This window comes from Nitrospirota bacterium (assembly GCA_016180645.1).
Lineage (GTDB): Bacteria > JACPQY01 > JACPQY01 > JACPQY01 > JACPQY01 > JACPAV01.
Genome location: JACPAV010000002.1, coordinates 184,334 through 198,729 on the forward strand (window position 1 = coordinate 184,334; position 14,396 = coordinate 198,729).

General features: G+C 62.3%; 12 protein-coding genes. 2 read left to right on the forward strand and 10 right to left on the reverse strand.

The features are described from left to right. Position 1: 1 nt before the first annotated feature. From HYT87_00820 to HYT87_00835, 4 genes are read right to left on the reverse strand one after another with little or no spacing between them, the layout of a single operon-like run. Positions 2–1,084, reverse strand: a complete 1,083-nt coding sequence (locus HYT87_00820) for a methyltransferase domain-containing protein (GenBank protein ID MBI2058288.1) — start codon at positions 1,082–1,084, stop codon at positions 2–4. Further along, entirely contained in the window at positions 1,074–2,636 is a 1,563-nt protein-coding gene (locus HYT87_00825; GenBank protein MBI2058289.1) for a B12-binding domain-containing radical SAM protein, read from the reverse strand. Before HYT87_00825 ends, HYT87_00820 begins: the two co-directional genes overlap by 11 nt. 39 nt (positions 2,637–2,675) lie before the next feature. Next, a complete protein-coding gene (locus tag HYT87_00830) occupies positions 2,676–3,764 on the reverse strand; it encodes a Gfo/Idh/MocA family oxidoreductase (GenBank protein MBI2058290.1) in 1,089 nt (362 codons plus the stop codon). After that, the gene (locus HYT87_00835; GenBank protein ID MBI2058291.1) at positions 3,761–5,422 is read right to left on the reverse strand and encodes a hypothetical protein; all 1,662 of its coding nucleotides are present in this window, start codon (positions 5,420–5,422) and stop codon (positions 3,761–3,763) included. Before HYT87_00835 ends, HYT87_00830 begins: the two co-directional genes overlap by 4 nt. Positions 5,423–5,743: 321 nt before the next feature. Here HYT87_00835 and HYT87_00840 point away from each other — a divergent pair, with 321 nt between their 5' ends. Next, positions 5,744–6,505 (forward strand): acylneuraminate cytidylyltransferase family protein, encoded by a 762-nt coding sequence (locus tag HYT87_00840; protein ID MBI2058292.1) that lies wholly within the window; start codon positions 5,744–5,746, stop codon positions 6,503–6,505. Beyond that, entirely contained in the window at positions 6,502–7,239 is a 738-nt protein-coding gene (locus HYT87_00845; protein MBI2058293.1) for a hypothetical protein, read from the forward strand. The genes HYT87_00840 and HYT87_00845 overlap by 4 nt, the downstream gene beginning before the upstream one ends. A 1-nt stretch (position 7,240) precedes the next feature. On the opposite strand, the gene HYT87_00850 is transcribed toward HYT87_00845, so the two are convergent. The 6 genes from HYT87_00850 to HYT87_00875 are packed head-to-tail and all read right to left on the reverse strand — an operon-like array spanning position 7,241 to position 14,182. After that, positions 7,241–8,413 carry a glycosyltransferase family 4 protein gene (locus HYT87_00850; GenBank protein ID MBI2058294.1) on the reverse strand — a complete coding sequence of 391 codons (1,173 nt, stop codon included), beginning with the start codon at positions 8,411–8,413 and terminating at the stop codon, positions 7,241–7,243. Next, on the reverse strand, positions 8,410–9,618 hold the full coding sequence (locus tag HYT87_00855) for a glycosyltransferase (GenBank protein MBI2058295.1): 1,209 nt from the start codon (positions 9,616–9,618) through the stop codon (positions 8,410–8,412). The genes HYT87_00850 and HYT87_00855 overlap by 4 nt, the downstream gene beginning before the upstream one ends. 47 nt (positions 9,619–9,665) lie before the next feature. Continuing rightward, entirely contained in the window at positions 9,666–10,724 is a 1,059-nt protein-coding gene (locus HYT87_00860) for an FkbM family methyltransferase (protein MBI2058296.1), read from the reverse strand. A gap of 48 nt (positions 10,725–10,772) precedes the next feature. Continuing rightward, positions 10,773–11,591, reverse strand: a complete 819-nt coding sequence (locus HYT87_00865; protein MBI2058297.1) for a class I SAM-dependent methyltransferase — start codon at positions 11,589–11,591, stop codon at positions 10,773–10,775. Between the two features lie 34 nt (positions 11,592–11,625). Further along, entirely contained in the window at positions 11,626–13,056 is a 1,431-nt protein-coding gene (locus HYT87_00870; GenBank protein ID MBI2058298.1) for a UDP-glucose/GDP-mannose dehydrogenase family protein, read from the reverse strand. Beyond that, positions 13,049–14,182 carry a glycosyltransferase gene (locus tag HYT87_00875; protein ID MBI2058299.1) on the reverse strand — a complete coding sequence of 378 codons (1,134 nt, stop codon included), beginning with the start codon at positions 14,180–14,182 and terminating at the stop codon, positions 13,049–13,051. The genes HYT87_00870 and HYT87_00875 overlap by 8 nt, the downstream gene beginning before the upstream one ends. Positions 14,183–14,396: the final 214 nt, after the last annotated feature.

Genomic DNA, 14,396 nt, shown 5'->3' on the forward strand with positions numbered 1-14,396 from the left:
CTCATGCCTCGCTTCCCTTTCGCCCATCGGATTTCCTGCCGACCACCCGCGCAAAAGAGCTCATTCGCATCTCCTGGAGGAAGGACTGAAATGCTTCTTGCACCTCGGAACCGCTCTCCAGAAGCCGGCGCTCGAAGGGAGACAGGGGAATGGCCCCATCTTCTTGTGCGTGAACACGAACCGTCTCGATATCCAGAGCGCCCGGCGTGCTGACCTCGATCAATTCAAACCCTGTGGCCCGGAGGAGCTGCTCAAGCCCCGCAAGCCCAAAGCAATTCGTCCGATCCGGCGGATAGAGATACTTGTTGCGCAATCCCAAGACGGTCATATCGAACCCCGAGCTGACCGCCGCCGTCAGAAAGAGGAGACCACCCTCCACCAAGCGTTCGCGGACCCCGCGGAGGAGCCGGGCCGGGTCTCGCGCCCGGTCGAGCGCCTCCAGCAGAACCGCAACCCCCGCCCGCGCGACCGTTCTCCTCCGGGTGCCTTCTTCCAATTCCCGGACCTCGCTCCCCACGGCCGTTTCGGTCAATCGTGCCTCATCCACCGTTGACACTTCGGAAAACAGCCGCGACCCCCGGAGCAGGGGGGCCATGTCGCCCGGCGGTATCCCCACATCCAGCGCGTGAGTTCGGCCCATTCCGTGAAGCCGCAGACTGTTCCGGATCCATTCGATCTTGGGGAGATACACCTTGTCCTGCCTCGAAGCCGCCAATCCCGGGGAGAATTCCAGGTTCCTCCGTCGTCCCTCTGCGGTGCTCCTCAAGACTTCCGCCCACCGATCGGCGTTGGGAATCTCCTGAAGGAAGAATCCTCGGCAGCGGCCGCAGCCGGCGTACGGAAGTTGCTCCACCACCCCGATCGGCGCCAGGTCCAAGTGACACGCCGGACAGGAGGTTCGGGGTGTCCCCGACACCCGCAAGGCGTTTCTCACCGTGTCGATGCAGAACGACCGGTATCCGCCCAGCCGGTCCAGCGGCTTGACGGAAGACAGGGGAACCGCAAGACCGGATTGGACCGAGAAAGGGACCGGAGACAACGATTCAGGCGTGGGAGAAGCGGAGCGATATTCTTCACCCCACATAGGTCAACCTCCGGGTGACTTCGTCCTCGCCGTACATGATTTGGTAGTACTCGCGAGAAAGCCGCTCAAAGACCTTGTTTCCCAACTCATCGAAACTCTCCGCCCTTCGGATATCGCCGGCGCGCGAAATCGGAAGTTTGACATGGAGCGGGAACGTTCGCTGCAGCCCAAGGATCTCCTTGGCCGAGAGGTAGGGGGCGGGCATGTCGAGAATGGACTCCCCGATGACGGACGTCGTCTGCCGTTCGGGATCCAGCCAACCCGCCCGGACCGCCGCATCTCGGAGCCCCGTGCCATGGTAGGGCACAAAAATATTGACGCTGACCGAGTCGAACGACCCGATTTCGCGATTCAGCGCGATGGTGTCGAAGAACAGTTCCCGCGTTTCAAACGGAAACCCCACCATGTTGTTGAGCGTAAACGGGATGCCCACTTTGGCCACGGTGGAACATTTCTCGAGGATTTTCGCGTTCGTCACGTGCCGCTCGATCACCTTCTTCCGAAACGCTTCATTTCCGTGCTCAAGGCCGAAAGAGATCCGGTAACATCCGACCTCTTGAAGCCAAGTCAGTTTCTCCTCATCGATGTCTTCGAGGCGCGTCTGGAACCAGAAGGGGATTTTGAAATCACGGTACATACGCGCGAAAGATGCGATTTCCGCCTTGGGGCGGGCCATGAACGCATCGTCCACGAAGTAGAAGAACTCCGGGGAATAGCGCCGGATCATCTGCTCCATCTCGTTTCGGAGGGTTTCCATGCTCTTCCGGCGGAGGAAGAAGCCCTGCTTCTTCTCCTTGGCGATCACGAGCTGCGTGGGTGAATTGCAGAAGGAGCAGGTATAGGGGCAGCCCCGGTAGGTCTCGATCGGGATGGTCTTCCATATCTTCTTTCCGAGGGGTCGGAAGAACCGCTTTTCGGAGAAGAGTGACCAATCGGGAAGGACCCGGTTGATGTCGACCAGCGGTCTCGGGAGGTTCCGCGCGAAGGCGCCGTCGGGCGTTCGAACCCAGGCGCCCGGCAGGGTCGCGAGATCGGCTCCTTGACGGACGCGCTCGCAGAATTCCACGAGGGTCTCCTCCCCTTCACCGGTTCCCATGACGGAAACTTGGGGGGCTGCGGCGACGATGTCGGGGGCCATGGTGGCAAATACGCCTCCAACGAGAGTCCGGATGTCCGGGTAGGTGGAGAGGATCTCCAGCATGCGTTTCGCCTGCGGCCAGGCATCCTCGACCAGTGTGCACAGGACGGCCGCGTGAGGCTTGAACGCGTCGAGCTTGCGGGCGAAATCTCCATCCAGATCTTCGCGGACGTCCGGGAAGATGTCGCCCGGCTCGAACCGCCGGCTGTTGACCATCTTGTTGGCGCGCGTGATGGGCAAGGCCTCCCCGAGAAACTCGATGGCGGGGCGATAGGGCGTGGCATCGAAAAGATCGATTTCGTAGCCCTGATTCTTCAAGAGAGAAGTGAAGAGCGCGACGGCGTACGAAGGGGTAAGCATGAGGCTCAAATTGGGGTAGACCAGGAGTACGCGGAATCGGGTTTTCTCAATCACCGGCCATCGCCTCCGCGCGTCGCGTCCCGTCTCGACCGGTCATCGCGATTCGGCAAGGGTCGCAGACGGGCCCGGGCGCCGATCTCCCCAGATCCTCGGTCGACGGGGCTCTTGGGGTTCGAGGCCCGGCCGGCGTCCCACACAGGCATAGACTTCACGCACGAGACTCATGATATGGGCGGCCTCCGGGAGCGTGCCGTGCGTTGGGGATCGCCCTTCGAGGATGGAGTCGACGAATTCAAACGTTTCTTTCTTCCATGAATCGTCCCGATCGAAGTAGATGATTTCCTCCCGAGGATTGCCCAGGGCCAGCGCCTCGTCTTCGAATTGGCGCCGACCGACCACCAGTTGTTCCCGCCCATAACTGCCTGTCTGGGACAGGAGGCCCGAGAGAACCAAGTACCCGTCCCTGCACCCGACCTCGACTCGAAAGGTATGCTTCCAGAGGGTCGCGGACGAGTGCAGGAAAGCCGGGACTCCCCGTTCCGATTCGAGAAGCACGAAGGCATTGTCCTCCACCCCGCATCCCCAGAATGAATCGCGGAGAACGGCCTGAACCACCCTCATCGGGCCGCAGAAAAATTGAAAGAGATCCAGCATGTGGACTCCCTGGTCCAGCAGGATTCCCCCCCCCGACACCTCGTATCGATTCCGCCAATTTTCCCGATAGTTCAATCCGCCGGACTTGCCGTAGGTGGCCTTAAGGTGAATGACCTCCCCCAACCCGCCTTCTCCCAGAAATGCCTTCGCCGCCTGGACGGATGGGTGGAGCCTGTGGTTGAACCCGAAGACGATCCTCCGACGGGTCTTCCCCGACACGGCCTCTGCGATCCGAGAAAAATCCTCCCAGTTCCGGCCCGGCGGTTTCTCACAAAAGACATTTCCGCACCGTTCCAACGCTTCCACGCAGAGGTCTACGGTCACATCGTTCGGTGTGCAGACAAACGCCGCGCCTACGTCGCTCCAGTCTACCTCCTCCGAGGACGTCACCCAGGCCACATCCCCGCCGGTCACCGGGACAGGACCGGCAGGCTCCACGATCCAGATCCTGCCGACGCGCGGATGTTCCCGGAGAACCCGATGGCGAATTTTCCCCATGTATCCGAATCCGAAAATGACGCAGTTCACGCCGCTCCTCCACGGTGCGTGAATCCCGCCGCCTCGAGAAAGGTCGAAATCGAACGCTCCGTCACGAGCCCCAAGTAGGTTTCAACATATTTCAGGGCATTCTCCCAAGCCCCGGGATCGGGCCTGTAGTCCGGCTGGAAGGCGGTGTCCAACACCTCGGCCAGCGCGCCGGGTGACTCCGTCCAAAGCCGCCATTCGTTCATGCCCGCAAGGGGATCGCCGGAATGGGCGGATTGGCCCCTCAGATAGACCGGCCGCAATCCCTGGAGCACCGCATGGAGCGCCGCGGAGGAGCCTCGATAGATGACGAAGGAAGACCGCGCAAAGTCCTCCTCGACCGGTCTCTCGGAGATCTCCAGATTGGGCCATTTCCGGGCGGACTCTCGTACGCTCGCCAAGACCCGGCGGTCTGGAAGCATGGGGTGTGCCCTGAGAATAAATTCGCGGTCCGGGAATCGGCGGGCGCACTCCTCCGCCGCGCGATAGAAATCGTCCACTTCCGTCTCCAATCCCTCCGGAACGAAGAGGACCGCGCCGAGGTTGGACCGTGGCTGAGACGCTCCCGATCGGAGCCGCCGCCGACAACTTCCGAACCGAATCAGGTCAATTCCGTGGACGTCGTGTCCGGAACGCATCGCGGCCAGGGTCTCTTCCCCCAGGCACAAGACCAAGTCGGGTGTGGAACCGGGCCCCAGTTCCTTCGTGGGTCGGATCAACGACAAGGACTCGGGAAAAAGCATCGTGTGCGCGTAGCCGGCAATTCGCGTGGCCGGCGAGATCTCCTTGATTCCCCGGCCCGCGCACTTCTCCCAACCGTGCCCTTCATAGAGGGTCAGGAACACGCGGGGACTCCATCGACGGGCGACCTCCCGGCCGATCCAGTAGAACAGGCCGTTGCGATGGGGAAGAAGCCCCAGGCAATCCTGACTCGCTTGGCGGCAGAGTCCGCGTTCCACGGGGTCGGTCGCGCGCGAGGCTTCCCGCGCCAATCGCCAGGACCATTTCGTTTGGAGGATGGCCATTTGAATCGGCGCCGACGGCGGCACGAGGGCCACTTCCGCCATCGCGTGCTTCTCCTTCGTCGACAGACGGGATCGGGCAAAAGCGTGAGGATCTCCGCTTGATCCGTCTCCGCATATCATCAGCGTCCGCACGCCCTTCCGCTCGAGCCTCCCTTGGAGATCACCAAAATAAAAATCGCTGCCGTCCTCCGCCCGGGCCGGGCCATAACACCAAGTCTTGATTACAACGTCGAAGTTTCTTCGCGTAAGCTCTTGAATCTCGCGCCTCTGCGAGGCCCGGATTGTCCGAACGGTTTTCCCCGTGCGGAGCGCGAACCGCCACAGGGTCCGGGTTGAAGACCAAATGCTCCGGAGGGAAAAGGAACCGGCCTTCCCCGCGGCTTGGAGGACTGCATCCGGCCCGCCCTCCTGCGTCAGAACGGATTCCTGAACGGCGTGGACGGGATGTTTGAGATACAACCAGGGGATAGCCATGACGGGTAGGACCGGAAACCTTCGCCTGATCCGTTCAAGGACGAGACCCAATTGATGCAGGTCGGGGGACACCGCCGGACCCGATTCCCACCGTCCTGAAAGCTCGCGCCCGGCGCGATTCGGGACGGCCCCGCCCAACCCCCGCCCAACGGCGTCGGCCATGGCGGTGGGTGTTGAGAGTGGAGCTAGGTCCACCATCCCCATGCGGTCGGGTGTGTGGATGGGATGGGAGACGGAAGGCGTGCTCCGCGTCCCTGGCGCACTTTGTATCTTCGCATCATCCTTGAGCTTATCCTAGATTATAGTTTCAGGTTGAGAGCCTGTCAAGGCGCGATCCTTGTTTCCAAGCACCCCTAAAGTCGCGGCCCCAGCGTCCGAACATCCCCCTATATGTTCGTTCATCAAACGAACAAACTTTAGGCTCGGGCCGGCTTGACACCGCGACATGCATCACTATAATTTTCCCCCTGAAGGCACAGGGAAGTGGCGCCGCTAGGAAAGAAGTCCGTACTGGTCCTCATACCCGCCCGAGGCGGGTCCAAAGGCATTCCCCACAAAAACATCGTTGATCTTTGCGGGTACCCCCTTCTGGCCTACGCGATCGCCGCCGCGCGAAAGAGCGCTTTCAACCCGCGGATCCTCGTCACCACGGACGACGAGGAAATCGCGAGAGTCGCGAGGTCGTTCGGCGCCGATGCGCCCTTTCTTAGACCCGCCGAACTGGGCCAAGACACAAGTCCTCTCACGGTGGCCCAACTCCACGCCCTCCATTGGCTTCGCGAGCACGAAGGCTACAGGCCGGCGGCCACCGCCACCGTGCTTCCGACGTATCCGTTCGTTCGCGCGAAGACGATCGATCAGGTGATCGGGCATGCGTTGAAAGGTATGTCGGCCCGAACGGTGATTCGCACTCCGGCATCGAGTCGCCTCTTTTTTCTCGAGGATGAAGGAGTATTGAGCCGCGTCCAATTCCGAACGCGATCCAAGCGGTGGTATCTGGGTACGGCCGCCGCGGGGGCCGTGCGGTACTTCCCCTCCTTTGATCCCGCGGCCATGAACGAGCGCGAGATCCTCCGTCTCATGAAACGATATGCGACCCGTCTCCGGAACTTGGGGATCAACACCCGAGGGCATGCCACCATCGAGGTGACTTGGGTTGAAGCCGTGGACATCGATACGCCTCGTGAGCTGACCCTGGCCCGAAAACTGATCGCCTCGGGCGTAAGGCCTGCCCTTCTTCAATGAGTGCGATCGATTCCACCCTGGTCTTTTGCGCCGTGGTTCGACCCGGCACGTTCTGGAGCGTAGGCCCCCACTGGCGGTCGGCCCTGGCCAACGTTACGGGCCGGGCCTTGGAAGTTCACCACACTCTCCACCCCTTCCGCACGAATTTCGTCAGCGACTCAATGGACATGCTCCGGGAAGCGGCCGGGCTCCTATCCGGCCATGGGGTCCGCTTTTGCCGTTCGAACTCGCCGGCCAAGGCCCTCCGACGGCTGGCGCCGAAGAAGACCGAGGGGACGCTGATGGTCGTAAACCCCTTCTTCTGCTTTATCGAGCCGGGGGCCCTCTTGACGGCCCTGCGGCGACAAGGGGAGGCCCAGCAAATCCATGCGACCGTCCGCCGGCCGGATCCTCATCCCCTTCATTTCTGCCATGAACGACGGATTCCCCAGGGGCGGGGCAAGTACGTTTGCGCGATCCACACCAATCAGTGGTACAACTACAGCCTCTACTTCTCTCACAAGGGCAAGAATTTCGAATTCCGCCGGCAGAACTACCCGACGGTGCATGAAGCATGCAGCGCCATGACCGTCTTTCCATACTCGCTCGTAAATTCGTGGGAGCGATCCCTGAGGTCCGGACGATTCCGCGCCCTTCGACTCGAGGAGCCCGCCAGTCTGGATGCCTCCTACGAGCGGGATTTCTTCCTGGCCCAAGTCCTGCTGGAGGGCCGCCGGGAGGGGACGGCGGCCTGAATCAGCCGGGTGCGTGGCGGCTTCCCGTCCGCTCGGACACCAGACGATCCAGCGCGCGAGCCAGGTCCGGGAAGCCGATTTTCGACATCCGATCCCGCGCCCTTTCACGGCCCTTCTTGCCCATGCGCTTCCGCGCGGCGGAATCGGTTAGGAGGAACCGCAGCCGGTCCGCCAACGCGTTTACCTCGCCTACGGGGAAGAGAAGTCCGTTCAGCCCTTCGATCACCCACTCACGGACGGATGGGATGTCGGCCGATATCACCGGCAGACCGCAGCTCATGGCCTCCAGCATCGAAACGCCCGTGGCCTCCGACTCCACGCACTTGAGGTAGACGTCCGCCGCATTGTACAGGCCGGCCATCTCCTCGTGAGCGAGATGGCCCATGAAATCCACCCGATCGAGCGCGCCCAGGTCGGCGGCCAATCGCCGGAGTGAGGGCCTCAGGCTTCCATCCCCGCAGAAGACGAGCCGGCATCCAGGCACCCGCTTCGAGAGGAGGGCGAAGGCCCGGACGGCGTCCGCCGGGCGATAGAGCGGTTCCAGATGCCGCGCCATCAGGATCACTTTCTGATTTCCCCAACGGTACCTTTTTCTCACGGCGTTGCGGAGGGAGAGGGAGGGTCGGAAACGAGTCACATCCACCAACGCGGCGAATACCTGGGATCGATCGGCGGCCCCGCCCAGTCGGACGACCTCGCTCAGCACGTACTCATTGTCGGCAAGAATCAGTGAAGACCGGGCCAAGGTGAACCTCCCTAGACGTCGCACCCAGGCGCGGTCCTTGGCGCGAATCAGAATGTCGCTGCCGAACACCCAGAGAGAAACCGGCCGGTAGCCGGTGAGCGCGGGCCAGGAGCCGACCGCAGGGAACCAGCCGGTGTGGATCAAATCGGGTCCGAATTGTCGCGCGATCCGAAGATACCTCAACAGCGCAGGCAGCTTGCCCGCAAAGCGACGCCCGGAGCGCCATACCCCTTCACCGCGGATGGCGTGGTACCCCAGCCAGGTTCGGGGCACGGCGGGAGGGCAGTGCTCCTTTCCCTCCTCCTGCAAGTAGACATAGTGGAGATCGAAGCCCTCTCCGAGAAGACCTTGCAGAAAGAACCGGTCGAACGGCACCCCCATCGAGAGGTACAGAATGCGCGCGCGGGCCTGCCGCTCCTCGCCGATCAACCGATGGTCTGGAATTGGCGCACCAGTCTGCCCGCGTCGTCCGCCCAGGCGTATTGTTTTTCGACGGCCTCACGCCCACGGGAACCGAATTCCCGGAGGACCTTGGGCTCCGACAACAGGCTGAAGGCCTCGGCGAAGGAAGGTCCATCGAAGGAACACGACAGGCCGCACTCCGTCGATCGGAGGAGGGTCGAAACATGCCGCATGGCGGAGGAGAGGACGGGACGCGAAAAATACATGTACTCGAAAACCTTGCTGGGGGAGGTCTGATGCGTGAACGGATTGACACGGAAGGGGATGAGGCACACTTTGCACGCCTCAATCAGCTCGCCGAACCGTTGCTTCTGAACCCAACCCAACGGGGTCACCGCCTCGTCCAGTTGCAAATGGGCGACAAGGGATCGAACCTCGGTCTCCTGCTCACCCGCGCCGGCCAGGAGGAGTTTCGGCCGCCTCGCTTTGGGAATGCCCGCGACGGCGCGAATCAGGCCCGGGATGTCCTTCATGAGATCGTAAGAACCGAGGTAGCCCAGATCGAAACTGAACGGAGCAAACTCGCGGCGGCCATTCGGGCGGGGCAGGTCTCCGGGTCGAGGGGTATTGCGCACCACCGCAAGCTTGTCCTTTGCGCAACCCCGGTCTGAAAAAACCGCGATGAGCGCTTCGTCAACCATCAGAATGCGGGTCGCGCCGAAAAAACATGATTGCTCGATTTCCTCCCACAGTCGGAAAACCTCTTCTCGCTGAGACCACCAAGGTGTCGTGGCCCCCCGGATCTCCGCCAAGGCCCTGACCATCTCCGGCCAGCCCTCATGATGATAGTCCACCACGACCGGGAGGGATCGTTCCACGGCAATGCGGCACACGACGGCGCTGAGGGGGAGATCGTTCACATGCAGCACATCCGGCTTCACCTCCCGCAAGAACCGCTCGATTTCCGGGACCCAGGGGGAACGGGGCGAAAGATACGTTTCGCTGAGAAATTCCAGTGTCCAGACCTTGGAGAAGCCCGCCGGAATCGGCAGCTCCGAATAGGCGGTCCCATCGGGCGAGACACCCGCGGACGCCGCCTCCCCTCCTCCGCACAAGACGAAAATGGAGTGCCCGGATTGTTTCAGTTCATCGAGGAGCTTCCGCAACCGGATATCCGAGGCCCATGGACGCTCAGATATGACACCGATCCGCACGGCGGTTTCCTCTCTCAAGTTTCATCCGACCGGAGGATACCCTCGATCGTGCCGGGACCGGCCGGCTAGTTTCCACGTGGGAAGCCCGGCGACTCCGCAAAAATATTGCGGTTGAGCGCCTCGCCCACGTAACCCGTGTACTCTCCCAACGATCCCAATCTCCTTGCGCCGGTATCGTCCCGGATGCCGTATCCAAGGCCGGTCAAGGCGTCCCATACTCGCTCAAGATTGTTTCGATACCGGCTCACTTCGATGTAGAGCCGCGGCCGGAATCGGGACAGGACCTGCGCGGCCCCTTCAAGAACATCCGCCTCGCCCCCATCGACATCGATCTTGATGAAATCGAGCCGATCCATCCCCCGTTCGGACACGAACGAGTCCAAAGTAATCTGGGGTACGATCTCCACGGGCCCCAGCGTTGCAATCTGCAGATAGTCCTGACCGGGAATCATCCCGTGTTCCCTGACCCATCGTTCGATCTCCCATCGGAACATCCCCGTGATCAGGACGGTTGAGCCGGGACGGGGGCGGAAACCGTCCAGAAGATTGTAGACCGGCAGTCCCTCCAACGTCCCACCGGACTTCGCGTAGGTGTCCATGAACCCGAGAATGTTGTGAGACGGATCCGAGCGGAGAAACTGGAAAAGCTCGCGCGCAGATCCACCCGTGGAATAGATGTAGACGCCCGTCTTCAGCCGATCCGCAAGCAGACGGTTGACTTGCGGATCCCAGTGGGTCTCCGGCGAGCCATCGGTGTAGAAGCCTGCCGTCGATCCGGTCCACCCGGAGTGGACCAACGTGGCCGACCCTTTCCTGGCCCCGACCGCCCCGCGCACCAACTGGACGCGAGGTCCGGCATCGTTGGCTTGAACATTCTGTATCAGAAGTCGGGAGTATGTGGAGGAAGGCTCGAAACTGTAGACCCGCCCCGCCGCGCCCACCCGCAGGGCGGCCGCTACGGTGAACCACCCGATGTTGGCCCCGATATCCACGAAGACCTCTCCGGATCTCAGTCTGGAGATGCACCCCCCCACGTCATCCGGGAGCGGACATTCCTGGACCAGGGGCGTTCCCGGACGGATGCACATGGATAGCCGGACCGACTCCAGCGCGACAGAATCCATATCAGACGGCCTCTCTCCGCCGACCACCCCATGGGTCACGATTCACATTCACCCCGCGAAGGAATCCCCGTCACGCTTCAAGAAAGCCGCGGAGTGCGGGCGAATTCCATGTCCACTCCGACCCGCGGGAAGTCCCGCCTCCGGGGCCAAGGCCGATGGGCCGAGAGCCTTTTCCACGAAGAACAGGAACCTTCGCGGATGCACGAGCGAAGGTACCTGCGAAGCCCGCAGCGAACGCTCGTTTTTCAGCGCAGGGTACTTTCGGATATGGTCGCGATGGACAAACAGCAAGATGTTCTGCGCATACCACCATTCCACGCGCGGATCCGACCAGATACGCGGCCGGATACAATCCAGTGCCGAGAATCCGGCGCGATCAAACAGCCTGGCCCACCACATCGGCCACCGTTCGTGCACGTGCTCCGGCCCACCCTGAAAGGGCGAGGCTGCCGAGAAGAGCACCACTGGCGCGTGCCGTGTCAGGCTCCGCACGAGATTCGCGCCTCCCTTTGGCGCCAAGTGCTCGCCGACCTCCACGGAGACGGCCAGATCGAACCGCTCATGAAGGCGGATGGGCTCCGCCAAGTTCCCCGGGCGAAAGAACTCGTAAGGCAGGTGGAATGTTTCAGCCGTGACATAGGGACCGTCCACCCCCACCAGCCGCTCCGCTCCGTATTTCCTGAAGGCATGGAGCCACTTGCCGTCGTTGCAGCCCAGATCGAGGACGGATTTGGGTGCTATCCATTTCATCACCATGGGAACGACAACGTCCTGAGAGCCCAGCCGGGGAGGGCCGCATAACTTGGGCGCTGTCAGGAACTCCTGCGTGTAGTAGGGCGAAACGGATCCGCTCGCCGATCTCGTCATGGCAGCCCCCCTCCCGGAATATGCTTCTGCGCGCTCATAATGCAGCCTCCTCCGCTAAATGATCCTCCGTGGGGAGAGACCTCTCCCAATCCGTCTCCGCGGGCATCGGCTCGGCGGAACCCAATCCCAGGGCGAAGTACTCCAGCCCCGCTCGGCCTTCGAGTTGCCGCCGGAGAACTCTCCAAGCGTCCACGACAACGCTCGGAAACCCCGGGGTCCCCCATGACTTCAGGTCCATGCTCATGAACTCGTCCATCGGGTGACACACCACCACCCCTCGCGCTCCCCGCACCGCCTGCTCCAGTGAGTCGGCGTACGTCACCGCAGTGCCCAGGAGACCCCGGGCGGATTCGATGGCCAGAGCGTCATAGACCACGACGCGCCGACCCGAAGAGGCCAGGCGCCGGGCAATCGCCAGCCCCTGCGACTCCTCCACCACCATCGTGTTCGGTTTGTAGGCCAAGCCCAGAACCGCCACCGTGTCCTCCGGAGCAAGTTTCGACTGCACCAGAGCCACGATTCTCTCCACCTGGCGCCGATTGAATCGATCCGTGGCCAGCGGCAGGCTGTCCGGACACCCGAGCTTCTTCTGAAGAAAACTTATCGCCAGGTTGTCGCGAGGAAAACACGGGCCTCCGTACCCCATCCCCCCTTTCAGGAACCGCGGACCGATGCGCGAATCGCGGCCCAGGGCCTGTGTGACGGTATCCACGTCCCCTCCCGGCAATTTCTCGCAGATTTCAGTCAACATGTTGGCAAAGCTGATCTTCATCGTGACGTACGTGTTCACCGCCAATTTCGCCAGCTCGGCATTCTCGAAATTCATCCGCACGACCGGAGGATCATTCTGGAGCCGGCGCCGGTACAAATCCTCGAGCCACCGGCCAGCGCGCTCGTCCCCCTGACCGATCAGAACGAAATCGGGGTTCAGAAAATCGTGGATCACGCTCCCCAACGCGATGAATTCCGGGCTGTAGCACAGGCCGAAATCGGAACCGCAGATCCGGCCTGAACTGCGCTCCAGGAGCCGACGTATCGGCCCCCGGGTGGCGCCCGGCAGAACCGTGCTGCTGATGACAAACAGGTGGTAGCCCCGCTTCCGGGAGAGGGCCTCCCCCGCTTTCTCCAGCGCCGGCTCCAGGAATCTCAAAGAGAACCCCCCATCCGCGTCGGAGGGCGTCGGGAGAACAAAGAACGTGACCTGGGTCCCGCGGACCGCTTCGGCCAGATCGGCGGTGGCGGTCAGGCGGCTCCTGGAATCCGCGATTGCCTCTCCAAGTCGGGGCTCGTACAGAGGGGCTTTCCCTTCCCGAATCGATTGCACAACATCGGGACGGATGTCCACGCCCACCACGGTCGATCCTCGCCAGGCCATGCAGGCCGCCATACACGCCCCCAATTTCCCAAGACCGACCACGGATACGGGATCGAGGCATTCCGCGGGGGGGACCCCTTCGTCACGCATCGTTGACCCCCTCCGCGAACGGTTCGAGAGGCACGGCGCCCGCGAAAGGAACTTTTCCACCTGCCGTTTCAACCTGCGCGGAATGGGCCACCCGTCGCCTCGCGCCGACGGATTTCACCTCCCGCCACCGGGCCACAAGATCCCGCGCGCGTTCGAGATACGTGTGGTCCGCTCTCACTCGCCTGCAACCCGAACGCGCTATCTTCTCACGCTCCGAATCCCGCTCCAGATAGTGACGGACGAGAGAGGGGATCTCCGCAGGATCCCGGTAGGTCACCACGTCCCTTCCGGCGTCGAAGAAGCGCGCCAATTCCTCTTTGTGCGGGGTGACCACCATGCACCCGTTCCCCATCGCCTGGAAAACCCGATCCGAAATCACGCCATCCTCATCGTTGGCGTCCACGCAGATCCGGGTTTCGCCGTACATCCCATAGACGGCCCGAGTGTCTTCCAGACGCCCCCGGTAGGATTGGCGCAGGCCTGAGCGGTCGATCGCGGGCTGCCCCGCGGACCCAAACAGATCCAGCCCCAGCGATTGAAGATTCAACAGCGCCCGCTGCCTCCATCCCCCCTCCTCGCGCACGTTTCCCACGAAGGCCACCTTTCTGACCCGGCCCTCTCCGGGCGGAACGGAAATGAGGCTGTCGAACGCGTTTGGAAGATAGAAGGCCCGGCCCGCGAGCGCGCGAACCCGCGTCGCATCCTGCTCCCGGTGCATCGCGAAACAGTTCCGTTCGGACCCCACCAACACCTGGAATATTCGACTCCGAATCGAGCCGTCCCCTCGAAGATACCCCGACACGAGATCGTCCACGTAGGTCACGCTCCGGAACCCCCAGGCGTCAAAGAGCGAGCAGAGCCTTCCGCGATTCTCGGCGACGAGGCATGCGTTCAGATTGCACCCCAGAACAAAGTCGACCTCGGCTCGTTCAAGATACCGCCTGAGCGCGCCCAGAAGGGACTCACGATGCGCGGCCAGAAGCGAGAGAAGCTTCGAACGATCGAACAGGTGGACCCGGTGTCCTCCCACGCCCAGGGCGCGCGCCAACCCCCCGATGATTCCCGCCTCCGCGTACCAACTCGACGGATCCGTGATGACCGCGACGGAAAGTTTCCTATGAGGCATAGATCCGAAAAAAGCTTGGAAAACAGAAATCCCAGGTCTCGGATCCAAGCCGGACCGTGAAGGGAGGAATGGGCCGCGTTTCACCCGCCTTCCCCCCCATGATGCCCCGCTCCTTCAAGGACCGGGCCAGTTCCGCGGAGGCATCCGCGACGGGCGATCCTCCTTTCCGCCGTAAAGGTTCCCCCCGAGCCGCACTTGGTCTGGAACGGAAGAT